Source organism: Micromonospora sp. NPDC048842 (genome assembly GCF_040649935.1).
Classification (GTDB): domain Bacteria; phylum Actinomycetota; class Actinomycetes; order Mycobacteriales; family Micromonosporaceae; genus Micromonospora; species Micromonospora hortensis.
The window spans coordinates 162,667-186,156 of record NZ_JBEZGK010000003.1; the positions used below are offsets into that span (position 1 = coordinate 162,667).

General features: G+C 71.6%; 19 protein-coding genes. 12 read left to right on the plus strand and 7 right to left on the minus strand.

What is annotated here, in order from left to right:
* Positions 1–41 precede the first annotated feature (41 nt).
* From AB0C19_RS05670 to AB0C19_RS05710, 9 genes are all read left to right on the plus strand, one after another.
* Positions 42–653: a helix-turn-helix domain-containing protein gene (locus AB0C19_RS05670; protein ID WP_357179929.1), complete on the plus strand. Its 612-nt coding sequence runs from the start codon at positions 42–44 to the stop codon at positions 651–653.
* Positions 654–822: 169 nt separating this feature from the next.
* Positions 823–4,857 carry a discoidin domain-containing protein gene (locus tag AB0C19_RS05675; protein WP_357179932.1) on the plus strand — a complete coding sequence of 1,345 codons (4,035 nt, stop codon included), beginning with the start codon at positions 823–825 and terminating at the stop codon, positions 4,855–4,857.
* Positions 4,858–4,984: 127 nt separating this feature from the next.
* On the plus strand, positions 4,985–6,172 hold the full coding sequence (locus AB0C19_RS05680; protein ID WP_357179935.1) for an MFS transporter: 1,188 nt from the start codon (positions 4,985–4,987) through the stop codon (positions 6,170–6,172).
* A 118-nt stretch (positions 6,173–6,290) separates the two neighbouring features.
* On the plus strand, positions 6,291–7,967 hold the full coding sequence (locus tag AB0C19_RS05685) for an ABC transporter substrate-binding protein (RefSeq protein ID WP_357179939.1): 1,677 nt from the start codon (positions 6,291–6,293) through the stop codon (positions 7,965–7,967).
* Positions 7,968–7,973: 6 nt separating this feature from the next.
* Positions 7,974–8,930: an ABC transporter permease gene (locus AB0C19_RS05690; RefSeq protein ID WP_357179942.1), complete on the plus strand. Its 957-nt coding sequence runs from the start codon at positions 7,974–7,976 to the stop codon at positions 8,928–8,930.
* Positions 8,927–9,814 (plus strand): ABC transporter permease, encoded by an 888-nt coding sequence (locus AB0C19_RS05695; RefSeq protein WP_357179946.1) that lies wholly within the window; start codon positions 8,927–8,929, stop codon positions 9,812–9,814. Before AB0C19_RS05690 ends, AB0C19_RS05695 begins: the two co-directional genes overlap by 4 nt.
* Positions 9,811–10,827 (plus strand): ABC transporter ATP-binding protein, encoded by a 1,017-nt coding sequence (locus AB0C19_RS05700; RefSeq protein ID WP_357179948.1) that lies wholly within the window; start codon positions 9,811–9,813, stop codon positions 10,825–10,827. The genes AB0C19_RS05695 and AB0C19_RS05700 overlap by 4 nt, the downstream gene beginning before the upstream one ends.
* A complete protein-coding gene (locus AB0C19_RS05705) occupies positions 10,824–11,825 on the plus strand; it encodes an oligopeptide/dipeptide ABC transporter ATP-binding protein (RefSeq protein ID WP_357179951.1) in 1,002 nt (333 codons plus the stop codon). The genes AB0C19_RS05700 and AB0C19_RS05705 overlap by 4 nt, the downstream gene beginning before the upstream one ends.
* The gene (locus AB0C19_RS05710; RefSeq protein ID WP_357179954.1) at positions 11,822–13,612 is read left to right on the plus strand and encodes a gamma-glutamyltransferase family protein; all 1,791 of its coding nucleotides are present in this window, start codon (positions 11,822–11,824) and stop codon (positions 13,610–13,612) included. Before AB0C19_RS05705 ends, AB0C19_RS05710 begins: the two co-directional genes overlap by 4 nt.
* Before the next feature lie 23 nt (positions 13,613–13,635).
* Here AB0C19_RS05710 and AB0C19_RS05715 read toward each other — a convergent pair whose 3' ends face one another.
* Positions 13,636–14,316: a GntR family transcriptional regulator gene (locus AB0C19_RS05715; protein WP_357179957.1), complete on the minus strand. Its 681-nt coding sequence runs from the start codon at positions 14,314–14,316 to the stop codon at positions 13,636–13,638.
* A gap of 70 nt (positions 14,317–14,386) precedes the next feature.
* Here AB0C19_RS05715 and AB0C19_RS05720 point away from each other — a divergent pair, with 70 nt between their 5' ends.
* Positions 14,387–15,103: a YoaK family protein gene (locus AB0C19_RS05720; RefSeq protein WP_357179960.1), complete on the plus strand. Its 717-nt coding sequence runs from the start codon at positions 14,387–14,389 to the stop codon at positions 15,101–15,103.
* A gap of 3 nt (positions 15,104–15,106) precedes the next feature.
* Here the strand turns inward: AB0C19_RS05720 and AB0C19_RS05725 are convergent, their stop codons facing one another.
* From AB0C19_RS05725 to AB0C19_RS05740, 4 genes are read right to left on the minus strand one after another with little or no spacing between them, the layout of a single operon-like run.
* On the minus strand, positions 15,107–15,733 hold the full coding sequence (locus AB0C19_RS05725) for a response regulator transcription factor (protein WP_357179963.1): 627 nt from the start codon (positions 15,731–15,733) through the stop codon (positions 15,107–15,109).
* Positions 15,730–16,980 carry a histidine kinase gene (locus AB0C19_RS05730; protein WP_357179966.1) on the minus strand — a complete coding sequence of 417 codons (1,251 nt, stop codon included), beginning with the start codon at positions 16,978–16,980 and terminating at the stop codon, positions 15,730–15,732. Before AB0C19_RS05730 ends, AB0C19_RS05725 begins: the two co-directional genes overlap by 4 nt.
* Before the next feature lie 5 nt (positions 16,981–16,985).
* Positions 16,986–17,438: an ABA4-like family protein gene (locus AB0C19_RS05735; protein WP_357179968.1), complete on the minus strand. Its 453-nt coding sequence runs from the start codon at positions 17,436–17,438 to the stop codon at positions 16,986–16,988.
* Positions 17,435–18,361 carry a hypothetical protein gene (locus AB0C19_RS05740; protein WP_357179971.1) on the minus strand — a complete coding sequence of 309 codons (927 nt, stop codon included), beginning with the start codon at positions 18,359–18,361 and terminating at the stop codon, positions 17,435–17,437. The genes AB0C19_RS05735 and AB0C19_RS05740 overlap by 4 nt, the downstream gene beginning before the upstream one ends.
* Before the next feature lie 166 nt (positions 18,362–18,527).
* Here AB0C19_RS05740 and AB0C19_RS05745 point away from each other — a divergent pair, with 166 nt between their 5' ends.
* Positions 18,528–19,277, plus strand: a complete 750-nt coding sequence (locus AB0C19_RS05745) for a glyoxalase (protein ID WP_357179974.1) — start codon at positions 18,528–18,530, stop codon at positions 19,275–19,277.
* A 19-nt stretch (positions 19,278–19,296) separates the two neighbouring features.
* On the opposite strand, the gene AB0C19_RS05750 is transcribed toward AB0C19_RS05745, so the two are convergent.
* Complete coding sequence (locus AB0C19_RS05750; protein WP_357179977.1) at positions 19,297–20,547, minus strand: MFS transporter; 1,251 nt, start codon at positions 20,545–20,547, stop codon at positions 19,297–19,299.
* Positions 20,548–20,629: 82 nt separating this feature from the next.
* On the opposite strand from AB0C19_RS05750, the gene AB0C19_RS05755 reads away from it, so the two are divergent.
* Positions 20,630–21,514 (plus strand): LysR family transcriptional regulator, encoded by an 885-nt coding sequence (locus AB0C19_RS05755; RefSeq protein WP_357179980.1) that lies wholly within the window; start codon positions 20,630–20,632, stop codon positions 21,512–21,514.
* Here AB0C19_RS05755 and AB0C19_RS05760 read toward each other — a convergent pair.
* Positions 21,395–23,383 carry a BTAD domain-containing putative transcriptional regulator gene (locus AB0C19_RS05760; RefSeq protein ID WP_357179983.1) on the minus strand — a complete coding sequence of 663 codons (1,989 nt, stop codon included), beginning with the start codon at positions 23,381–23,383 and terminating at the stop codon, positions 21,395–21,397. The genes AB0C19_RS05755 and AB0C19_RS05760 overlap by 120 nt on opposite strands.
* Between the last annotated feature and the right edge of the window lie 107 nt (positions 23,384–23,490).

The following is a 23,490-nucleotide window of genomic DNA, read 5'->3' on the forward strand; positions in this document are numbered from 1 at the left end:
ATAGGAGACCTCCGAATAAGTGGAGGCGCACTATCACTCTAGTGATAGCTGACCTCCGGTTGCTAGCGCTGGGAGACATCGGCATCGTGACGGCCCTCACCCACCTGCGCGTGGCCCGCCCGCACCGGGCCGACGCCGCCCGCAACTACGACGCGATCCTGGCGGCGGCCCGGGTCGCCTTCGCCGAGCAGGGCGCGGATGCTCCGCTGGAGGAGATCGCCCGCCGCGCCGAGGTGGGCATCGCGACGCTCTATCGCAACTTCCCGACGCGGGAGGTGCTGATCGAGAACGTCTACGTCACCGAGGTCGAGGCGGTGTGCGCGACTGCCGGGGAGGCCGAGAGCCTCGCCCCCCGCGACGGGCTGTACGCCTGGCTGCGGCGCTTCGTGAAATACATCGGGGCGAAGCAGCCGCTGGCCGCCGGCCTGAACCGAAAGTCCACTGCCTACCTGGAGTGCCGGCGGGCGCTCTACGCCGCCGGTGGACCACTGCTCGAGCGGGCCCAGCGGGCGCGTGAGGTGCGCGCCGATGTGACCATCGACGACGTCATGCGCCTGACCAGCGCCATTGCCTCCGGGCACTTTCCCCGTGCTGACCAGCGCGATCACGTGCTCACTGTCGCCCTCGACGGGTTGAGCGCGCAGCCGGAGTGACCTCTGTCGTCCCCCCGAGCGGCGATGTCCGAAGTGGAACAGCTGCGGAACGTGTTCGGGGAATCACGATGGACTCGGACCCTTGACTCTCGGGAAACATCGGGCCACCATCTGACAACGTTGTCACAGACCCCCGCCATCTGACAACGTTGTCATGTCTGGAGGCAAGATGTCCGAGCCATCGCCGATTTCCCGGCGTACCTTCCTCTCCGCCGGCGCGACGCTGCTGGCGTCGGTCGGGGTGACCGCGGCCCTCCCGGACGCCCACGCGTCCGCCGCCGGGCCGACGCCGACCGCCAACCCGACCGCCACCGACCTGGCCCGGTACCGCCCGGTGACGGTCTCCTCGACCGACTACGCGCCGACGCCGGCCACCTTCGCCGTGGACGGTCTGCCGCAGGTCGGCGTCCGGGGGAGTGGATGGCGCGCCGCCAAGGGTGATCCACAGTGGATCTCGGTGGACCTCCAGGCGCCGTGCCGGATCGAGGCCGTCTCCCTGGTCTTCGAGGCCACGCTCACCGACGGGCCGTTCGACGGCAACTACACCGACACCGACGGTGACGAGATCCTCTCCAGCGCCGCGACGGCGTACCGGATCGAGGTCTCCACCGACGGCCGTGCCTGGCGGTCGGTGTACGAGACCGGCGAGGGCCAGGGCGGCGCACAGACCATCAAGCTGCCCGAGCCGGTCACCGCCCGGTGGATCCGGATGACCGCCACGAAGCGCTCGAACAGCAACCCGGTGGGCCTCAACGGCTTCCAGGTCTACGGCGTACCGCTAGCCGGCCGGCCGAAGGCCGAGGGCTGGACCAGTTGGGAGGGCGGCAACACCGGCCCGGCCCCCGAGCTGCGGGTCGCCGCCGACGGCACGGTGCCGCTGGAGTCGGGCTGGTCGCTGACGATGGACGACTTCGCTGGCACCACCGACGGCGCCGAACTCTCCCGTGCCGGCGTCGACGTCCGGTCCTGGCTGCCGGCGACGGTACCCGGCACCGTGCTGGGCACTCTGGTGGAGCAGGGACACCTGCCCGACCCGGTGGCCGGCTTCAACAACATGCGCATCCCGGAGGCGCTGTCCCGGCACACCTGGTGGTACCGGCGCGCGCTGCGGCTGCCGCGCGACCTGGACACCTCGGCCGGCCGACGGATCTGGCTGGAGTTCGACGGGATCAACCACGAGGCGACCGCCTGGGTCAACGGGGTGCAGGTCGGCAGCGTCAATCACCCGTTCGCACGGGCTGCCTTCGACATCACCGACGCGTTGGCCGGTCACCGTGGCGAGCACGTCCTCGCCGTCCGGGTCACCCCGATGCCGCACCCGGGCACCCCCGGCGACAAGGGCCCCGACGGCCGTACCTTCCTCCAGTCGGCCCACCACTACCTTGACGCGCCGACCTACCTGGCGGTGTCCGGGTGGGACTGGATGCCGGCCGTCCGCGACCGGGTCACCGGCCTCTGGGACCACGTCCGCCTGCGCAGCACCGGCGCCGTGGTCATCGGCGACCCGCACGTGCAGACCACCCTGCCCGACCTGCCCGGCACCGACACCGCCGAGGTCACCATCCGGGTGCCGGTCCGCAACGCGGCGACCAGCGCGACCACCGTCACCGTCCGCGCGGAGTTCGACAAGGTACGCGTCGAGTCGACAGTGACCGTCCCCGCCGGCGGGAGCACCACAGTCACCTTCGCGCCGGAGCGTTTCCGCGCGCTGCGGCTGCGCAACCCCCGGCTCTGGTGGCCCAACGGCTACGGCGACCCCCACCTGTACGACCTCACGCTCACCGCCACCGTCAAGCGCGCGGTCAGCGACCGGCGTGCGCTCCGCTTCGGTGTCCGCGAGTTCGCCTACGACTGGCACCAGCCGGTCGTCATCTCGCCGCCCGGCAAGCCCGCGCTGGAGTTCGTGGACGGCGCGGCGACCCAGACGGTCACGTTCGACAGGCAGCACGCCCGGCACGTGCGTATCCAGGCCGGCCAGCGTGCCACCGGTTGGGGCATCTCGATGTTCTCGTTGTCGGTGGCCGACGGCACCGGCCCGGATCTCGCCCTGCGCCGCGACGCCAGCGCGTCGTCCTCGGAGAACGACGGCAACGGGCCCGGCAAGGCCGTCGACGGCGACGCGGCGACCCGCTGGGCCTCGCAGGCCGAGGACAACCAGTGGATCCAGGTCGACCTCGGCGCGGCTGTGGACTTCGACCGGGTCACCATCGTGTGGGAGCAGGCGTACGCGCTGGACTACCGCGTGCAGGTCTCCGCCGACGGGGACGCCTGGAACGACGTGACGTCGGTCAGTAACGACACCCCGCTGGGCAGCCGCGCCACCCAGGTCGAGACGTTCGCGAGCCAGACCGCGCAGCACCTGCGCATCCAGACCGGCGCGCGGGTGACCTCGTGGGGCGTGTCCATGTGGGCGCTCTCGGTGCAGCGGCAGGCCGAGCCGGACGTCGACCTGGCCCTGCGTCGGACCGCCACCGCGTCGTCGTCCGACGGCGACTCGAACGGCCCCGACCGGGCCGTCGACGGCAACCCCCGCACCCGGTGGTCGTCGACCTTCGAGGACAACCAGTGGATCCAGGTGGACCTCGGCGCTCCGGTCAGCTTCGACCAGGTGACAATCGTCTGGGAGCAGGCGTACGCCCGCGACTTCGTCATTCAGGTCTCCGACGACGGGCAGCGCTGGACCGACGTCAAGGCGGTCAGCAACAAGATCACCGAGCTGAAGATCACTGTGAACGGTGTGCCGGTGTTCGCCCGGGGCGGCAACTGGGGCTGGGACGAACTGCTGCGTCGGGTGCTGCCCGACCGGCTGGCCGACACGGTCGAGATGCACCGCGACATGAACTTCACGATGATCCGCAACTGGCTCGGCAGTAGCAACCGGGAGGAGCTCTACCAGGCCTGCGACGAGCAGGGCATCCTGGTGTGGAACGACTTCTGGCAGGCCGGGGCGTTCCTGCCCAACCCGCCCGGCTACGTCGACATCGCCGCCGACACCATCCGGCGGTTCCGCCACCACCCGAGCATCGTCGTCTGGTGCGGCGCGAACGAGGGGGACCCGCCGCCGATCGTCGACGCCGGGCTCAATCAGGCCGTCGCCACCGAGCACCCGGAGATCCTCTACATCCCCAACTCCGCCAGCGGCATCGTGAGCGGGCGTGGGCCGTACGGCTGGGTCGACCCGACGACCTACACCGACAAGACGATCTACGAGGCGGACTCGTTCGGCTTCCACACCGAGATCGGCATGCCGGTGGTGTCGGTGACCGAAAGCATGCGCAACCTCGTCGGGGACGCGCCGGAGTGGCCGATCGGTGAGGTGTGGAACTACCACGACTGGTCGACAATCGGTAACCAGCGCGTCGGCACGTACCAGGCGGCGATCGACGCGCGGCTCGGGGAGTCCGACTCGCTCGACGAGTTCGCCACCCGGGCACAGTTCGTCAACTACGAGAGCCACCGCGCCATGTTCGAGGCGTGGAACGCCAACCTGTGGCAGGACGCCACCGGTCTGCTGCTGTGGATGTCGCACCCGGCGTGGCACAGCACGGTCTGGCAGACCTACGACTACGACCTCGACGTGAACGGCGCCTACTACGGCGCCCGAAAGGGGTGCGAGCCGGTGCACGTCCAGGCCGACCCGGGCACCTGGCAGGTCCGGGTGGTCAACCACACCGCCGCGCCGTTGAGCGGGGTCACCGTGAGCGCCCGACGGTACGACCTGAACGGCCGGTCGCTGGGCTCGGCCCAGCGTCAGCGGGTGGACGTGGCCCGCTCGGCCACCACGGCGGCCTTTCCACTCGCCGCGCCGGACGGCGGCGGGCTGCACCTGGTACGACTGGAGCTTCGGGACAGCCGCGACCGGCTGCTCACGGAGAACACCTACTGGCGCTACGACAAGGCCGAGCAGTTGCGGGCGCTCAACGACGTGCCGAGCACCCGACTGTCGACGTCGTCGAGCACCGTACGCGTCGTGGACGGACGCAACACCGTTACCACGACGGTCCGCAACCAGGGCCGTACTGTCGCCGCGTTGGTGCGGCTCGCCGTGCGCGACCAGCGCGGTAAGCGGGTCCTGCCGGCCCGCTACGACGACAACTACTTCTGGCTCCTGCCGGGGGAGAGTCGCGAGGTGCGGGTCTCCTGGCCGGCCCGGTCGGGCCTCGCCCGCCAGGTGACGGTGACCGCGCAGGCGTACAACTCCTAGGAGTACGCGGTGGGAGGCGGCGGCGTGCTGCTTCGCCTCCCACCGTGGACCCGTGCGCTGCCACCTGATGCGGGCGTTTAGATCCGTTACCGCACCTCGGCGTGGGACCGAGATTCATGCTGTACGTGTGACACGGTCCGGTTCCACGTCCGGCGCGGTACGGGTCGCGTTCGCGTTCTGGATCACGCTCGTGGGCACCACCGTGCCGACGCCGCTCTACCCGCTCTACGAGCTGGAGTTCGGCTTCTCGTCGTTGACAGTGACGGTGGTCTACGCGCTGTATGCGCTGGGAGTCGTCGTCGGGTTGCTGGTCTTCGGTCGGCTCTCCGACCAGATCGGCCGACGCCCGGTCATCCTCATCGCGCTGCTGCTCTCGGTCGCCGCCGACGCCGTGTTCCTGGCCGCTGTGGACCTGGCGATGATCATCGTGGGTCGGATCCTCGCCGGGCTGTCCGCCGCGCTGATCATCGGTGCCGCGACTGCGGCGTTGGCGGAGCTGATCGACCCTCGGCACCCGAAGCGGGCCGCCACCGTGTCGATCTTCGCGAACCTGGGCGGCCTGGCCGCCGGCACCCTGTTGTCCGGGATCGTGTCGGACGTGGCACCTGATCCGCTCCGGCTGCCCTGGGTGATCGTGCTGATCCTGGCGGTGATCGCGATCATCGCGCTGCGCGGGGTGCCGGAGACGGTCCGGGAACGGTCGCCGGTGACCCTGCGGGTGCAGCGGTTGCACGTGCCGGCGACCATCCGCGGGGCCTTCGTCCGCTCGGCGCTCACCGCCGGCGCGGGCTTCGCCGCCCTCGGAGTGCTCACGTCGGTGAGTGGGCTGTTCCTCGGCATGGTCCTGCACGAGACCTCGCACACCCTTGCCGCGCTGGTGGTCTTCGTGGCGTTCACCGGCGCGGCGTTCGGTCAGCTGCTGACCCGCGTGCTGTCCTCGCGTGCCGCGCTGGCCAGCGCCTGCGCCGGCCTGGTCGTGGGGGCGGGCCTGCTCGCGTTCAGCATGTGGATGGCGTTGCTGGCGACGCTCATCGTCAGCGCGGCGATCATCGGTGTCGCGTCGGGTGTGGCGGTCGGCGACGGCATCGCGACGATCACGATGAAGACCGAACCGCAGCACCGGGCCGAGGCGGTGTCGACCTTCTTCGCCATCCTGTTCGCCATGCTCGGTGTGCCAGCGGTCGGGGTCGGTCTGCTGATCCAGACGGTCGGTCTGCGCCCGGCCGGTGAGGTCTTCAGCGCGGTGGTGGCGGTGCTCGCTCTGGTCGTCCTGCTCAGCCTGGTTCGGGGCGGCCGGACACGGCCCGCTAGCTGATCACCGGCGGGGCCTTTTCAGGGGCACCCGGGGTGCCTGGCGGGCCATTCACTGAGGTCTTGCGGCAGTCATCGTATACAACATACGCTCCCCGAATCGCCCACTTGAGGAGCTCTCCATGACGAACCTCTCCGTCCGCGACACGAACCTGCCCCGCAGCCGGGTGCTCCGGGCCGCCGTGGCGGCGGCCGTCGTCGTCTGTACCGTCGTCGCCTGCTCACCGGTGTCGAACGACGAAGGCGGCGACCCGTCCGGCGGCGACCAGTCGGCAGGCCAGGATTCCTTCGGTACGCCAGCCGACCCCGCCGCCGTGAAGCAGGGCGGCAAGCTGGTCATCGCCCTCTCCGCCGAGCCCGACGCGCTGGACCCGACGCTGTCGAGAAGTCTCTACTCCCGCTACGTCTTCCAGGCCATGTGCCAGAAGCTCTATGACGTCAACGAGCAGGCGCAGGTCGTACCGCAGCTCGCCACGGCCCTGCCCACCACGAGCGGCGACGGCCGGACGGTGACCATTCCGCTGCGGCCCGGCGTGCGCTTCGCGGACGGCACGGCGTTCGACTCGGCCGCGGTGAAGGCCACCCTGCAACGCCACCTCACCAACGCACGATCGGCGCGCAAGAGCGAACTCGGACCCATCGACGGCGTCGACACCCCGGATGCGCAGACAGTGGTCCTGCGGCTGAAGCAGCCGTTCGCACCGCTGCTCGGGGCCCTCGCCGACCGGGCCGGCATGATCATGAGTGCGCAGGCGCTGCGCACCAAGGGCGACGACTTCGCCTCGGCGCCGGTCTGCGTCGGCCCCTTCAAGTTCGCGAAGCGGGTGCCGCAGAACTCCATCGAGGTGGTGCGGGACCCCAACTACTACGACGCGAGCAAGGTGCACCTGGACGGCATCTCGTGGCGGATCCTCACCGATGCCAGCATCCGCGCCGCCAACCTGCGCTCCGGCGACGCGCAGGTCGCCGACTCGGTCTCCACCCAGGACGTCGCCTCCCTCCGGCAGGACGCGGCGGTCTCCGTCCTCCAGTCGCAGTCACTCGGCTACCAGGGCCTGACCATCAACGTCGGCAACGTCGACGGCGTCGGCACCACAGCCAAGCCCATCAACCGCCCCCTCGCCCAGAACGCCAAGGTGCGGCAGGCCTTCGAACACGCCATCGACCGCAAGGCCCTTGTCGACGCGGTCTTCAACGGTCTGCACGCCGCCGCCTGCTCGCCGATCTCGCCGGCGAGCACGTTCTCGTCCCCGGAGGCGCAGACCTGCCCGGCGCACGACCCCGCGAAGGCCAAGCAGTTGCTGGCCGAGGCCGGCGTGCAGACGCCGTACACGGTGACGATGCTCGCCTCGAACACCCCCGACACGCTGCGCCTCGCGCAGGCGTTGCAGTCCATGGTCAAGGACGGCGGATTCGACCTGAAGATCAACCCGGTGGAGTACTCGTCGCTCCTCGACGAGCAGGACCGCGGCAACTTCGAGCTGCTGCAACTGGGGTGGAGCGGCCGGATCGACCCGGACGCCAACATCACGAACTTCGTCGGCACCGGCGCGAGCCAGAACGTCGCCGGCTACAGCAACCCGCAGCTCGACACAGTGCTGACCCAGGCCCGCCAGGCCGGTGACGTCGAGGAGCGCAGAAAGCTGTACGGGCAGGCGGTCACGCTCCTCCAGCAGGACGACGCCCTGATCTACCTCTACCGGCAGCGCAACCTGACCGCCGTCAGCAAGCAGATCCAGGGCCTCCAGGTCTACCCGGACGGCGTGATCCGGGCGGCCTTCGCCGGCTTCGGCAAGTAGGCAGTCGTGGCCCGATATCTGCTCACCCGTGCCTGGCAGTCGGCGCTGACCCTGCTGTTGTCGACGATCGTGGTCTTCGTCGGCGTACGGGCGCTGCCCGGCGACCCGGCCCTCGCCCTGGCCGGGGAGGACCGGTCGCCGGAGGCGCTGGAGGCCATCCGGCGGCACTACGGGCTGGACCAGCCGCTGCCGGTGCAGTTCGCCCAGTACGTGGAGCGCATGGCGCAGGGCGACTTCGGGGTGTCCATCCGCACCGGCACACCGGTCTCGTCGATGCTCACGACCGCCCTGCCGGTGACCGTCGAGTTGTCCGTCCTGGCGATCCTCATCGCGGCGGCGCTCGGCGTCGGCGCCGGGGTGCTGGCGGCGGTCCGTCGTGGACGTCCGGCGGAGTGGCTCGCCAACGGCCTGGCCCTGATCGGGCTGTCGGTGCCGCACTTCTGGCTGGGGCTGCTGGCGATCCTCTACCTGTCCGTGGCGACCGGGCTCTTCCCCGCCTCCGGCTTCGTGCCGATCCTGGAGGACCCGGTGGACAACCTGCACCACATCGTCCTGCCGGCCGTGATCCTCGGCACCGGCCTGGCCGCCATCATCATGCGGCAGACCCGGTCGGCGATGCTGGACTCGCTCTCCTCCGACTACGTACGCACGGCGAAGGCGAAGGGCCTGCGACCGCGCGCCGTCATCACCCGGCACGCCCTGCGGAACAGCCTCATCGTGGTGGTGACCGTAGTGGGTCTCCAACTCGGCGGGCTGATCTCGGGCGCTGTCGTCACCGAACAGATCTTCGGGCTGCCGGGCTTCGGGAAGATGACCATCGACGCGGTGTTCCAACGGGACTACCCGGTCATCCAGGCCGTCGTCCTGCTCACCGCGGCGGCCTACATCGTGATCAACTTCTTCGTGGACCTGCTCTACTCGGTCATCGATCCACGCATCCGGGTGACGGGAGATCCGGTATGACCGTCCTCACCGTACCGATGGCGGATACCGGCACCGCCGATATCACCCGGCGTACCCGGGTGTTGCGGCGGCTGCGGCGCAACCCGCTCGCCGTGGTGAGCTTCGTCGTCCTCGCGCTGGCGGGTGTCATAGCGCTGCTGTCGCCCTGGCTCGCGCCCTATTCGGTCGACCAGACCGACTTCGCCCGTACGTTCGCACCTCCCGGCACCGCCGGGCACCTGCTGGGCACCGACGACCTCGGCCGGGACGTCCTCTCCCGCATCATGCTCGGCGCTCGGGCGTCGTTGCAGGTCGGACTCCTGGCGGTGGCCACGTCGCTGGTGATCGGGGTGCCGCTCGGGCTGGCGGCCGGCTACTTCCGGGCCTGGGACGCGGTGATCTCGCGCTTCACCGACCTGCTGCTGGCGTTTCCGTTTCTGATCATGGCGGTGGGGTTGGCCGCCATCCGGGGCGCGAGTCTCGGCAACGCCGCGGTGGCCATCGGCATCGCCCAGATCCCCGGGGTGATCAGGGTCGTCCGCTCGGACACGCTGCGCCTCAAGTCGCTGGACTTCGTCGCGGCGGCGGTCGTGGACGGCGCGAGTGACCTGTGGGTGCTTGCCCGGCACATCCTGCCGAACGCGACCTCGGTGATCCTGGTGCAGGCCACTGTCGCCATCCCGGCCGCGATCCTCGGCGAGGCGGTGCTGTCCTTCCTCGGTCTCGGCATCCAGCCCCCGGCGCCCAGCCTCGGCACCATGCTGGCGACCGCCCAGCAGTTCGCCGCCCGCGCACCGTGGGCCGCCGTCTTCCCCGGCGTGGTGATCATGGGTCTGGCGCTGGCGTTCAACGTCTTCGGTGACGCCCTGCGCGACGCCCTCGACCCGAAGGGAGACCGGCGATGACCACCGCCTCCGCGCCCGTGCTGGAGATCCGCGACCTGTCGGTGTCGTTTCCGACCGAGACCGGCACCGTCTCGGCGGTCGACGGAGTCAGCCTGGACCTCGCAGCCGGAGAGATCGTCGGGATGGTGGGCGAGTCGGGGTGCGGAAAGAGCGTCACCGCGATGAGTCTCGCCGGGCTGCTCCCGGGCAGCGCCCGGGTCACCGGATCGGTGCGCCTGGACGGCACCCAGTTGGTCGGGGCCCGTGAGTCGGCCCTGCGGCGGGTCCGGGGCCGGGAGATCGCCTACATCTTCCAGGAACCGATGACGTCGTTGAACCCGGTCCTCACCGTCGGACGGCAGATCGGCGAGGTGCTCCAGGTCCACGAACGGATGTCCCGGCGGGCGGCGCGGGCCCGCGCCGTCGAGCTGTTGACGCTCGTCGGGATCCCGTCCGCCGCCCAGCGGGTCGACAACTATCCGCACCAACTCTCCGGCGGCATGCGGCAGCGCGTGATGATCGCGATGGCGGTGGCCTGCGGTCCGAAGGTGCTCGTGGCCGACGAGCCGACCACCGCGCTGGACGTCACCGTCCAGGCCGGCATCCTCCAGGTGCTGCGGGACCTGCGCGACCGGCTCGGCACGAGCGTCCTCATCATCACCCACGACCTCGGCGTGATCGCCGACATCGCGGACCGCGTCGTCGTCATGTACGCGGGCCGGGTGGTGGAACGGGCGCCGGTGGACGACCTGTTCGCCCACCCACGGCACCGGTACACGGCCGGGCTCCTGTCGGCGTCACCGCAGCCGGGCAGGCACGCCGGCACCGACCGGTTGACCGAGATCCCCGGGCTGGTGCCCGTCCTGGCCAGCCAACCCGACGCCTGCACCTTCGCGGACCGGTGCCCGGCCGCCGACGAGCAGTGCCGGGCGGCAGCCCCGCCGTTGGAGGATGTCGGTGGCACCGACCACGTCGCTGCCTGTTGGCACCCCTGCAGCACAGCACCGACGGCAGCTCAGGAGGCGAACCGATGACGCCGCAGCCGAACGCCCTGGAGATCGCGGACCTGGTGATGCACTTCGGCCCGGTGCGTGCCGTGGACGGGGTGTCCCTGACCATCCCGCGGGGCCGGGTCACGGCCCTGGTGGGGGAGAGCGGTTCCGGGAAGTCCACAGTGGGCCGATGCGTGGTGCGGCTCGTCGAACCGACAGCGGGAACTGTCCGGATCGCTGGCACCGACGTCACCCACCTCTCCCGACGGCGACTGCGTCCCCATCGCGGCGCGGTGTCGATCGTCTTCCAGGACCCGGCCGCGTCACTGGACCCGCGCATGCTGGTGGGCGAGATCGTGGCCGAACCGCTGCGGCTGGCCGGCAAGCGGATCTCCCGGCGCGAGCGGGACGCCCGCGTCGCCCCCCAACTCGAACGGGTGGGCCTGCGCGCCGAGGTGGCCCGTCGCTACCCCCACGAGTTGTCCGGCGGGCAACGCCAACGGGTCAGCATCGCGCGGGCCCTGATCTCCGAGCCCATGCTGCTCATCGCTGACGAACCCACCAGCGCACTCGACGTGTCAGTGCAGGCGTCGGTGCTCAATCTCCTCGCCGACCTGCAACGCGACATCGGGTTCGCCTGTCTCTTCATCACCCACGACCTCTCCGCCGTCGAGTACCTGGCCGACGACATCGCTGTCATGTACCTGGGTCAACTCGTCGAGACCGGCAGCCGCGAGCGGATCTTCGCCCGGCCCGCCCACCCGTACACGCAGGCACTGCTCTCCGCCGCGCCGGTGGCCGACCCGGTGCGTCAGCGCCTCCGTCAGCCGGTGCTGCTCGGCGACGACCTGCCGTCCGCGCTCGACCCGCCGTCCGGCTGCCGGTTCCGGACCCGGTGCCCGCTCGCCTTCGACAGGTGCGCGACGGAGGTGCCGGCGCAGACCGCCATCGCCGACGGGATGGCCGCGTGCCACCTGGTCCGGTCGGACGGCACCGGTCCCGACGTTCGTACCGCAGATCCCAGTGAGGTGTTGTCATGACGTTCACCACCCGACCCACGTTGCAGGGCACCTTCGGCATGGTGTCCTCCACCCACTGGCTCGCCAGCCAGTCGGCGATGGGCATCCTGGAGCGCGGGGGCAACGCCTTCGACGCCGCTGTCACCGCCGGTTTCGTCCTGCACGTCGTCGAGCCGCACCTGAACGGGCCGGGCGGCGAGGTGCCGGCCATCGTGGCCACCGCACGGGATCCCCGACCGAAGGTGCTGTGCGGGCAGGGACCGGCACCGGCCGGCGCCACCATCGCGCACTTCCGGTCCCTCGGGATGGACCTCATCCCGGGCGCCGGGCCGCTCGCGGCGGCCGTACCCGGCGCGGTGGACGCCTGGCTCCTGCTGCTGCGCGAGCACGGCACGCTCACCCTCGCTGAGGTGTTGGAGCCGGCGATCGGCTACGCCGGCGCCGGGCACCCGTTGGTGGGCCGGGTCGGTGACACGGTGGCGGCCGTCCGGTCGTTGTTCGAGGAACACTGGCCCACCTCGGCAGCGCTCTGGCTGCGCGGCGGCCGGCCACCGGCCGCGGGGGAGTTGGTCACCAACCCGGCGTACGCGGACACCCTGCGCCGACTCGTCGAGGCGGGACGGGCGGCCGGCGTCGATCGGGAGGCCCAGATCGAAGCCGCACGTCGGGCCTGGAGCACGGGTTTCGTCGCCGAGGCGATCGACGCGTTCAGCCGGCTACCGTTCCAGGACTCCAGCGGCCGCCCGCACGCCGGGCTGGTGACCGGCGACGACCTGGCCGCGTACTCGGCGAGCTGGGAGCCGCCAGCCACCCTTGACTGGCACGGCTACTCGGTGGCGAAGACCGGTTTCTGGGGCCAGGGCCCGGTGCTGCTGGAGTCACTGGCCACCCTGGATGCCCTCGACGACCCGGGCGCGTACGACCCGACGACCGCGGCGGGCATCCACGCCCAGGTCGAGGCGCTCAAGCTCGCCTTCGCCGACCGGGAGGCCTGGTACGGCGACGGGGCCGACGTGCCCGCCAAGGCGCTGCTCTCGCCGCAGTACGCGCGGGAGCGGGCCGCCCTGATCGGCGAACGCGCGTCGGCGGAGTTGCGGCCGGGGCGTCCGGATGGGGCGCAGCCGCGCCTGCCGGCGCACGTCCGACAGGGTGCCGGGCGGCGTACCGGGCCGACGGATGCCACAACGGGAGAGCCGACGGTGCAGTCGGACGGGGTGACCCGGGGCGACACGTGTCACGTGGACGTGGTCGACCGCTGGGGCAACATGATCTCCGCGACGCCCAGCGGTGGCTGGTTGCAGAGTTCTCCGACGATTCCGGAGCTGGGCTTTCCGCTGGGCAGCAGGTTGCAGATGTTCTGGCTGGAGGAGGGGCTCGCCTCGTCGCTGGCACCGGGCCGCCGCCCGCGTACGACGTTGAGCCCGACGATGGTGCACCGCGACGGCGAGCCGGTGCTGGCCTGCGGCACCCCCGGTGGCGACCAGCAGGACCAGTGGCAGTTGCCGTTCCTGCTGCGGCACCTCGTCGGTGGGCAGAGCCTTCAGGAGGCCATCGACGCGCCGGCGTGGCACACGGTCAGCCTGCCGGGGTCGTTCTATCCCCGCGACATGGAGCCCGGTGTCCTGGTGGTGGAGGAACGGCTCGACGAGGGCGTGCTGGCGGCCCTGCGGGCGTACGGGCACGAGGTGCGGGTCACCGACGGGTGGAGCCTCGGTCGGCTCTGCGCGGTGACCCGTGACCCGGCGACGGGAGTGCTGGCGGCCGGTGCGAACCCCCGGGGGATGCAGGGCTACGCGTGCGGCCGGTAGTGGGTGCCGCAGCCGCACGCCCGTCAGCGGGTGCCGTAGCCGCCTTCGGCGTTCTCGTACGCCGCGGCGGAAGCCGCGCCGAGGTGGTCGAGCGCGGCCCGCTCGGCGCGGTCACCGTCGCCCGACTCGATGGCGTCGACGAGTTGGATGTGCTCGGCCCAGGAGTGTGGCGCGCGTTCGGCCGCCCCGAGCCGGAAGACCCACTGGACATGGAGGTAGAGCGACTTGGCGATCGACGACAGCCAGGGGTTTCCGCTGATCTGGAGGATGCGCAGGTGCAGCGTGCTGTTCAGTTCGGCGACCCGGGCCAGGTCGTGGCGCTGTGTCGCCTCGCGGCCCTGGTCGAGCAGGGCACGCAGGGACGCCACGTCGGCAGCAGTGGCCCGCTCGGCGGCCAGCCGGGCGGCCAGCGTCTCCAGGCGCTCGCGCACGGCGAACATGTCGGTGATGGTCCCGCTGCTCGGTGAGGCGACCACCGCTCCCCGACGGGGGAGGATCACGACGAACCCCTCCGCCTCGGCGACGCGCAGCGCCTCCCGGACGGGGTTGCGGGAGACGCCGAAGTCCTCGGCGAGCCGGTCCTCGGTCAGCCGTTCCCCGGGCAGGTAGTCGCCGTCGATGATGGCGGTCCGCAGCGCGCCGAGGACCTGATCGCGCAGCGGCAGGTGTTGCGCGCCGAGCTTGTCCCGTAGGTCTTCAGCCACCTGGTCGCCTCTCCGTGAACGTGTCCGGACAAAGTGTATACGAAGAACAATTACTGGAAGGTGGCCGACAGTGTCGAGCACAGCGCCCCGCGTCACCCGCCCCCGCGCCGTCCCGCGCCGAAACGAGCGCCTGCTGCGGCGACGGCAGGCGCTCGTCGTCGTCCTCACCTTCCTCACCGGGAGCGCCGACGCTCTCGGGTTCCTCGCCCTCGGCGGCGCCTTCGCCAGCGTGATGACCGGCAACATGGTCCTGCTCGGGCTCTCGGCCGGCCGGGGCGAGGCCGACCTGGCGCTGACGTCGGGCTGCGCCATCGTCAGCTTCATCGTCGGTGTCCTCGCCGGCGCCCGCGTCGTCGGCTCGGCACAGCCCGACGATCCGGTCTGGCCCCGGCGGGTCACCTGGGCGCTGGTCCTGGAGCTGTCGGTGTTCGTCGTGTTCGCCGTCGTCTGGGAGATCACGCTGCACACGCCCGACGCGGGTGTCCACCTGGCGCTGCTGATGCTGTCAGCTGTCGCGCTGGGCGTGCAGAGCAGTGCCATCCAACGCTTCGGCGTGTCCGGCCTGTCCTCCACGTACCTGACCGGCACGCTCACCAGCCTGATCGCCGGGGTCGCCGCGCGCAGCCCGTGGGCCAGCCTGCGCCCCAAGGCCCAGGTGCTGTTGGCCCTCATGGTCGGCGCGGCGGTCGGCGCCCTTGTCGCCCTGCACCTGCCTGTCGTCGCCCCGGCCCTGCTGATCGTGCCGCTGGTGCTCGTCATCGCCGTGTCCGCCCGGATGCGGGCCTGAGCGTCAGACGCCGCGAGCGAACAGGGCCAGGCGTACCCGGTTGGGGCTGTCGGTCTTGGCCATCAGGCTGGTGATGTGGGTCTTGACGGTGGTGACACCGATGTGGAGCTGGTCGGCGATCTCGGTGTTGGACAGGCCCTCGGCGACCAGGTCGAGCACGTCGCGTTCCCGGGCGGTCAGGCCCGGCAGCGTCGGTGGTGACCCGGGGCGGGCGTGCACCGCGCGCTGCACGAGGCGGCGCAGCACCTCCGGGCTGAACGGGCTGTCACCGACGGCGGCCCTGCGGATGCCGTCCAGCAGCTCGGTCGGCGGCGCGTCCTTGAGCAGGAACCCGCACGCTCCGGCGGTCAGCGCGGGGTAGAGGTGGTCGTCATCGCCGAACGTGGTCAGCACAAGGACGCGCGTGGCGGGGCGGTCGGCGAGGATCCGGCTGGTCGCGGTGATCCCGTCGACACCGGGCATCCGCAGGTCCATGACGACGACGTCGGGAAGGAGCCGCCCGGCCAGCGGGATCGCCTCACGACCGTTGTCGGCCTCCCCGACGACCTCGATGTCGGGTTGGGCGTCGCAGAGCATGCGCAGCCCGGCACGGATGAGGTGCTGGTCGTCGACCAGCAGCACCCGGATCACGCCGGCTCCGGCGCGGGCGACCCGGCCGGGGCCTCCCGCTCGCGGGGCACCGATCCGACCGGCGCGTCGGCGGGCGCGGCGGCCACTGCCGGAAGGACGGTACGCACCCGCCACCCGGTGCCGGTCGGGCCCGCCTCCAACCGGCCGCCGAGGACCTCGACACGTTCGCGCATCCCGGTGATGCCGTGCCCGCCACCGGCCGGCACGCCCGCCGGCACCCCGCCGCGCCCGTTGTCGGTGACCTCCCAGTACACGCAGCCGTCCCGGACGGCCACCACGAGGTGCGCGAGCGCGGACGTCCCCGCGTGTTTGGCCACGTTGGTCAGCGCCTCCTGGGTCAGTCGCAGCACCGCCATGCCGCGCACCGCGTCGAGTGAACCGATCGCCGGGTCGAGGTCGGCCTCCACAGTGACACCCGCCTGCCGGGCCCGGTCGATGGACGCGCCGATCGCCGCCGGCAGCGCGGACGGTTCGATAGCGGTCAGCGCCGCGTCGCCGCGTACCCCGTCGGGGTTGCGCAGCACCGCGACCAGCCGGCGCAGCTCCGCGAGGGCCGAGGTGCCGGTGCCGTGCACGTCGTCGAAGACCTCGCCCACCCGGGGGTCCAGGTCGGTGAGCACGTGCCGGGCGACGCCGACCCGCAGGACCATCGACGCCACGTGGTGCGCGACGACGTCGTGCAGCTCGCGGGCGATGGCGCCGCGTTCGTCGGCGCGGGCCGCACGACTCTCCGACTCGTGCTGGCGTTGCTCGGCCACCGCCCGCTCCACGGCCTGCCGACTCAGCTCCCGGTTGGTGCGGATCACGAGGCCGAGCAGCACCGGCACACCGACCTCCAGGGCCAACCCGACGAGGCCCGAGGCGACCTGGCCGACCGGGTCGCCAACCGAGTCGGTCAGGTCGACCACTACCAGTAGCGCGGCGGACAGCCAGATGGTCCGGGGGCGGCGCGCCCGCATGGTGATCTCGAGCAGGGCCCAACTCGCGCCCACCTGGTTGATGGTGAAGTCGTCGACCAGGCGGATCGCGACCGTCAACAGGGCGGCCTGCGCCAGCAGGTTGACCACGGGCCAGCGGTGCACCGCCAGCCCGACTGTGAACGCGAGGATCGCGAGGATCCACTGTGTCGTCGTGGGCGTGCTGGCGGAGTGCGGGACGACGAGCAGGTAGCCCAGCCCGGCGAGGTCGAGCAGCACCATCCGCACGAGCGTTTCCCGCATGTCGAACAGTCGCCCCGGCCAGCTCACGGTGGTCAGCCTAGGTGCTGCGGGCCGGTGGCGACGGCTGCCGGCCGCCGCCACCGGGTCCGGACCGCGAGGTACGCGGCCAAACCGAGCGGTCCGAGCAGGATGGTCAGCAGCAGCACCGGAGCCATCACCAGCGCCGGCACCCCCCGATCGCGGCTGTCCAACCACGCCCACCGCCCGACGAACAGATCGAACGCGATCATGTGCGCCCAACCCGCCGCGGCCCCGGCGGAGGTGCCGAGCAGGTCGCGCACCCCGGCCAGGGTCGGCGACGCCACTGCCGGCAGCACGTCGCCGAACGCCGGGAGCACCAGCAGCGCGTAGATCACCACGACCGGCAGCACGATCAGCGGCGAGGCGATGATCCGGGCGGTCCACGACCAGCGCGGCAGCAGGATCATCAGCGCCCAGAACGGCGCGGCCACGGCGAACGTCAGGGAGAACAGCGTCGCTGTCACGCGGCCAGCGCCAGTTCCGGGCGACGTCGGCGGGCCAGCACCAGGCCGGTCGCGGTCGCCGTCGCGACCACCAGGGCCGCGACCGCGGCGAGCGTGACCGCGTCGGGCCGCAGCAGCGGCTGCTCGCGCAGGGCCTGCCAGGTCAACAACACGGTGAGTACGCCGTACGCGCCGCCCGCGACGACCAGCAGCCGGGCGCGGGTGCGCTCGTCCCACCGCGTCGCGAACCGGCTCAGCAGGATCGCCAGGATCGGCAACGCCTGGAGGGCGTGCAGCCCCACGAAGTGCCCGATCCGCAGGTCACCGCCGGTGGTGCTCCAGCCGACGATCGGCAACCCCGGCCCACCGTCGGGCACGCCGACGCTGTGCGCCCCACCGATCCCCTCGATCCCCGGGTCCTGCATCGGCAGCGCCATCGGCACCGCCGCGAGCATGCCCAGCAGGGACAGGCCGAGCCCCCACCCGACGGCGGTCGCGGCGACCCGATCGGGGATCCGCTGGATCAGGACCACGATCCCGATGACGAGGTGCGCGAAGAACAGCACCATGATGGCCGCGCCCATCGCCGCGAACAGCGCGGTGTTCAGCGGGGTGCTGTCGTTGAAGTGGCTGGCCTGCCCGCGTATCACCTGACCAACGATCCACGCGTTCTCGACGACCGCCACCGCGACGATGACGACGACAGCCCTCTCGACGGCCCGGCTGCGTCGCGGCAGCAGGGAGAGCATCCAGGCGAGCGTCGCGCCGTACAGCACGAACGACACAGCGAACTTGAACGGCTTGAGCCAGATCGGCGCCCCGATGAGGACGCGCGGGTCGGCGAGGATGCCGACGACGGCGACGACGCCGAGCACCGCCATCACGGATACCAGGACCATCAGTGGGCGGTTCCAGCGCGTCGCCCGGCGCACAACGGTAGTCATGTCTGTAGATGTTCGTGGCCGCGCCCGCCGATCGCGTCCGACCGCGAGCCCCGGTTGCGGCCGGTGGTCGGAGTGCGCCTCCTCCCTGGGTAGGAGACAAAAGTGGTCGAGGCCGCTCGGTGGTGCTGGCACAATGGCCGGCCTGCCGACCGGACCGGGAGTGACGATGACGACCAACGAGGACCGTGTCCGACCGAACGAGACCACGGTGCCGCTGTTGCACTGCGCGGCCCCGGAGGAGACCCTGGCGTTCTGGCGAGCCCTCGGGTTCGAGGTGGCTTATGAACAACTCAGGCCATATGTGTACCTGGCCCTCACTTGGAGTGGGTTCCAGCTGCACTACGGCCCGGCGCCCAAAGACCTGGACCCGGCGAAGGAGCACTCCGGCGGCTGCCTGGTGATGGTGGACGCGGTGGCGCCGTACCACGCGGCGTTCGCCCAGGCGATGCGCCGCAGCTACGGCAAGGTGCTGGTCAAGGGTCTACCCCGGATGACCCGCTACCGCGCCGGGTCGTCGCGGTTCAGCATCGTCGACCCGTCGGGCAACTCCATCGTCTTCATCCAGCGGGACGAGCCGGAGGACGTGGAGTACGGCGGGTCGAAGGAGCTTGACGGGCTGGCCCGGGTGCTCGACAACGCGCGGATCCTGCGCGAGTTCAAGATGGACGACAGGGCGGCCTACCGGGCGCTCGACTCGGGGATGCGCCGCCGCGCCGAGGACGCCCCGGTGGTCGAGCAGGCGATGGCGCTGGCCGGCCTGATCGAGCTGGCCACCGCGTTGGACAAGGCCGACCGGGTGCCCGAGTGGGGCGCCCGACTCCAGGCGCTGTCCCTGACCCCTGAGCAGCGGACGCAGGTGGCGCAGTACGTCGCCGACCCCACCCTCCTCGAACCGTGGTGGCCCGACCCACGCTGACCCCGGACCTCCCCGCGCCTCATCGGGCTTGCGGCGCTGCGCTGCGGCGGAACAGCGCCGCCACGCCGGCGAGCATGACCAGTAGCAACCCGGTGAACCAGTTCATCGCCGTGCCGGCGGTGACGGCCTGGGTGGCGACGCCGATGCCGACGGACGGCAGGATCATCCCCAGGTAGCCGATGAGGAAGAGCCCGGCCAGGGCTTCGCCGCGCTGGGCGGGTGCGGCCATCGCCGCGACGGCGCCGACGGCAGCCTTGAAGAGCACGCCGGCGCCGATGCCGGCGAGCATCCCGCCGACCAGGAACACCGAGAGGCTGGCGGTGTGCATCCCCACCAGCAGGACGGGCACGCCGACGGCCTGGGCGAGCAGCCCCAGGCGCACCTTCGCCGGGGCGGCCAGCCTGCTGGTGAGGGTCTGCGCCACTGCCGCACCGCCGAACACGGCGAACACGATCGCGCCGGCCAGGGCCCGCGACGGAAGGTGCAGGGCACCCGCGACGAACCCCGGGGCGACCGAGGTGAACAGACCGAACACGGCGAAGGAGGCGAACCCGGCGGCTGCCGCGGCCAGGTAGCCGGCCCGGTCCCCGTGGTCGGCGCTGATCCGCTGCGGCCGGTAGGTGGGCTTGACCAGCCGCTCCTCGACGGTCTCCGGGGTCAGGGCGACCGCCACGATGCTCACCGCCAGCAGGACGGCGAACACCAGGTACGGCGTACGCAGCGGCGCGTCGACGTACTGGGCGAGGACGCCGGCGACCAACGCGCCCACGCCCAGCCCGCCGATGTTGGCGGCGGTGGAGACCATCTCGAAGCGCTGGCGGGACGAGCCGGGCCGGTGTGCGGCGTGCAGCTCCTGGAGGTATGCGGTGGCGGTCGCGGTGATCAGGCCGATGCCCAGCCCGCTCACCAGCCGGGCGACCAGCAGCACCGGCAGGGACGGGTCACCCAGGAACAGGGCGGCGGCCACCAGCTCCAACGCCAACGCGGGAATGAGGATCTTCTTGCGGCCGACCCAGTCCGAGACGTGACCGGCGAGCAGCAGGCTGATCACCACGCCCACCGCGTAGACCGCGAAGACGATGGTGCCCATGAACGTGGAGAAACCGTCCCGCGCCATGTAGAGCGGGTAGAGCGGGGCAGGCACTGTGCAGAACGCCATAGCGGTCAGGAACGCCAGGGCGATCGCCCAGAAGCCACGGCCGTGCCGGCGGGACGAGCCGTCGCGGTGGTCGGACGTGGTGGGGCGGGGTGTCAGTGTCGACAAGGACATGAGCCCACTCTTGCCTCGCCCAAGCATCAGGTCCAACGAAAGTTGATGTTCGCGACGATCGCGATCGGTGATACTTGGTGGTGTGGAGCTCCGCCAACTTGAGTACTTCGTCGCCGTGGCCGAGGAACAGAACTTCACCCGCGCCGCCGCCCGCCTGCACGTCGTCCAGTCCGCCGTCTCCGCCGCGGTCAAGACCCTCGAACGCGAACTGGGCGCGTCACTGCTGGACCGCAACTCCAAGCGCGTACGCCTCACCGACGCCGGTGCCGCTCTCCTGCCGCGCGCCCGGATCGCCCTCGACGCGGCCCGCGATGCCCGCGACGCGGTCGCCGAGGTGCACGGCGGCCTGCGCGGCACCCTGCGCATCGGCACGATGACCTCGATCAGACTCCTTCACCTGCCGGCCCTGCTCGGCGAGTTCCACCGCCGGCACCCCGGAGTGCTGCTGCACACCAGCGTCGCCCCGCACGGCTCCCAGGGGCTCATCGACGCCCTCGCGGAACGCCGCCTCGACCTCGCGTTCGTCTCGCTGCCCGGCACACCTCCTGCGGAGATCCACCTCACCGAGCTGGCCAGCTCGGTCCTCGATCTCGTCGTCCCGGACGACCACCCGCTGGCGACCCGCGAGGCGGTCACCCTCGCCGACATCGCCGGGTTGGACTTCATCGACTCCCCGGTCGGCTACGGCAACCGGGCCGTTACCGACAGGGCGTTCGCGGCCGCCGGTCTGTCCCGGCGCGTCACGATCGAGATCCCCGACATCGCCACCGGCGCCGACCATGTGCGGCACGGGCTCGGCATCGCGCTGCTGCCCCGCTTCGCCGTCGCCGACGACCACGGGGTGCGCCTACTGAGCGTCACCGGCGCCGACCTGAACTGGACAGCCTCGCTTGCCACCCCGGTGGACCGCCCGGTCGGGGCCGCCGCCCGTGCGCTGATCAGCCTGACCGCCGAGTTCCTGCCCTGACGACCTGCTCGGCTGGCCTGGCTGGTCGATGTCCGGGTCCTCGGCAACGAGCAACCGAACCAACTCCGGAGTCCGGTAGCGCACCGCCTGGGACGTCGGTTCGGACATCGTCACGAGGTGTGCGTCGGCGAGCTGTTCGAGCACCAGCTCCACACCGGTTTCGGCCAGCCGCAGCGGTCGGGCGAGCGGTCCGGCCGGGATCCCCGCCGCGCCGGCCGCGCTGACCAGGTGCAGGGCTCGTCGTTGCAGCGCACCCACCGCGCGGTAGGACACCGCGACGCGCGCACGGACCGACAGGTCGTCAAGCACCAGTTCGTCGAGGTGCCGGCGCTCGTCGCGCAGCGCGAGCGCGAGTCTGCGGATCATGGCCGGTGGGCGTCCGGCCAGGCGGCCGGCGGTGATCAGCAGCGCCAGCGGCAGACCCGCGCAGGACGCGACAACCGAACGGGTCGACTCGTCAGCGCTGACCAGACCGGTCCTGGTGCGGAACATCAGCTCGGCTGCGACCGGATCAAGCGGGCCGAGGTCGACGCGGTGCACGTCCGTGAGCCCGGCCAGCCGATGCCTGCTGGTCACGATGACAGTGCACGCCGCGTCGCCCGGCAGCAACGCCCGGATCTGCGCCAGGTCGGTCGCGTCGTCCAGGATGAGCAGCGCGCGACTCTCGGCGAGACAGCCGCGCAGCAACGCGTGCCGGTCGGCGGGCAGTACGGGGAGCCGCTCCCCGGTCACCCCGAAGGCGTGCAGCAGACGGATCACCACCGGGTCCAGCGCATCGGCGACGGTGTCCTGCGGTGGCCGAGACGATGCCGGCACCGGTCCACCAAGGTCGACGAAGAGGTGGGCACCGTGCCCGGCCGGGCGTAGCAGGTGGGCGAGGTGGATCGCGAGGGCGGTCTTGCCGACACCGGCCGGTCCCACGACGACCGCGACCCGACAGCGGCCGGGGACCACCGGCGAATGGCTCAGCGCGTCGAGCAGCCCGCGTACCGTCGTTTCCCGACCGAACAGCACGGGCAGGTCGGCCGGTAGTTGCCGCAGCGGGCCGGCCGGTCCGACGACCGACACCCGTTCACGCCTCGCTGTGGACTCGTGCGGCGGGGTCATCTCCGGCTCGCGCCGCAGCACCGCCCGGTACAGGGCGGTCAGGTCGGCGCCCGGCTCCATGCCGAACCCCTCCACCAACGCCGTCCGGGCCGCGCGGTAGGTCGCGACCGCGCCGGTGGTGTCCCCGCCGCGAGCACAGGCGGCCATCAGCTGGCCCCAGGCCCGCTCCCGTCCCGGATGCTGCCCGACGAAACCCTGGAGTAGCTCCCGGACCGCGCCGAACCGCTCGGTTCGCAGCAGGACCTCGGCGTACCCCTCGGTCGCCTCCACCCACCGGTTGTGCAGGAGCACCGCCCAGCCGGACAGCACCGGCCCCTGCGGCACGTTCAGCAGAGGAACGCCCCGGTAGGCCTGCGTCGCGTGGTGCAGATGCCATGTCGCCGACGCCAGATCGGCGTCGGTCAGTGCCCGAAGGCCAGCCGCCACGTCCCGTTCGAAGGTCACCACGTCGAGTGCCAGCGGTGTGTCGTCCACCAGCCGCAGCGCCCACCCGGCCCCGTTGCGGACCAGCTGACCGCCCGCGCCGGTGACCCGGGCCAGCCAGCTCCGCAACCCCCACGCGTAGGTTCGCAGGTTCACCGCGGCGGACTGGGGTGGGGCGCTCGGCCACAACTCCGCCATCACCCGGTCCCGGCTGACCATCCGCTTCCCGTCCATCAGCAGCAGGGCCAGCAGGGAGCGTTGCCGCCCGGACGGCAGCACCACCGCCTCGCCATCGACAACCACCCGCATCGTGCCGAGCAACTCGACCGACAGACCCATTACCCCACCCGCCCCCGTGCCTCCCCGGCCGCGAGGCGACGGACTGCCGCCTCACACCCACGCCGGAGATCGTTGGGCCCAGTCTCAGTGCGAGGAGCTCGACGGTC

Coding starts and splice junctions, on each gene's coding strand:
- AB0C19_RS05745 (WP_357179974.1), top strand. CDS start 18,528: ATGACGACCAACGAGGACCGTGTCCGACCGAACGAGACCACGGTGCCG.
- AB0C19_RS05705 (WP_357179951.1), top strand. CDS start 10,824: ATGACGCCGCAGCCGAACGCCCTGGAGATCGCGGACCTGGTGATGCAC.
- AB0C19_RS05710 (WP_357179954.1), top strand. CDS start 11,822: ATGACGTTCACCACCCGACCCACGTTGCAGGGCACCTTCGGCATGGTG.
- AB0C19_RS05685 (WP_357179939.1), top strand. CDS start 6,291: ATGACGAACCTCTCCGTCCGCGACACGAACCTGCCCCGCAGCCGGGTG.
- AB0C19_RS05740 (WP_357179971.1), bottom strand. CDS start 18,361: ATGACTACCGTTGTGCGCCGGGCGACGCGCTGGAACCGCCCACTGATG.
- AB0C19_RS05760 (WP_357179983.1), bottom strand. CDS start 23,383: ATGGGTCTGTCGGTCGAGTTGCTCGGCACGATGCGGGTGGTTGTCGAT.
- AB0C19_RS05675 (WP_357179932.1), top strand. CDS start 823: ATGTCCGAGCCATCGCCGATTTCCCGGCGTACCTTCCTCTCCGCCGGC.
- AB0C19_RS05695 (WP_357179946.1), top strand. CDS start 8,927: ATGACCGTCCTCACCGTACCGATGGCGGATACCGGCACCGCCGATATC.
- AB0C19_RS05700 (WP_357179948.1), top strand. CDS start 9,811: ATGACCACCGCCTCCGCGCCCGTGCTGGAGATCCGCGACCTGTCGGTG.
- AB0C19_RS05750 (WP_357179977.1), bottom strand. CDS start 20,547: ATGTCCTTGTCGACACTGACACCCCGCCCCACCACGTCCGACCACCGC.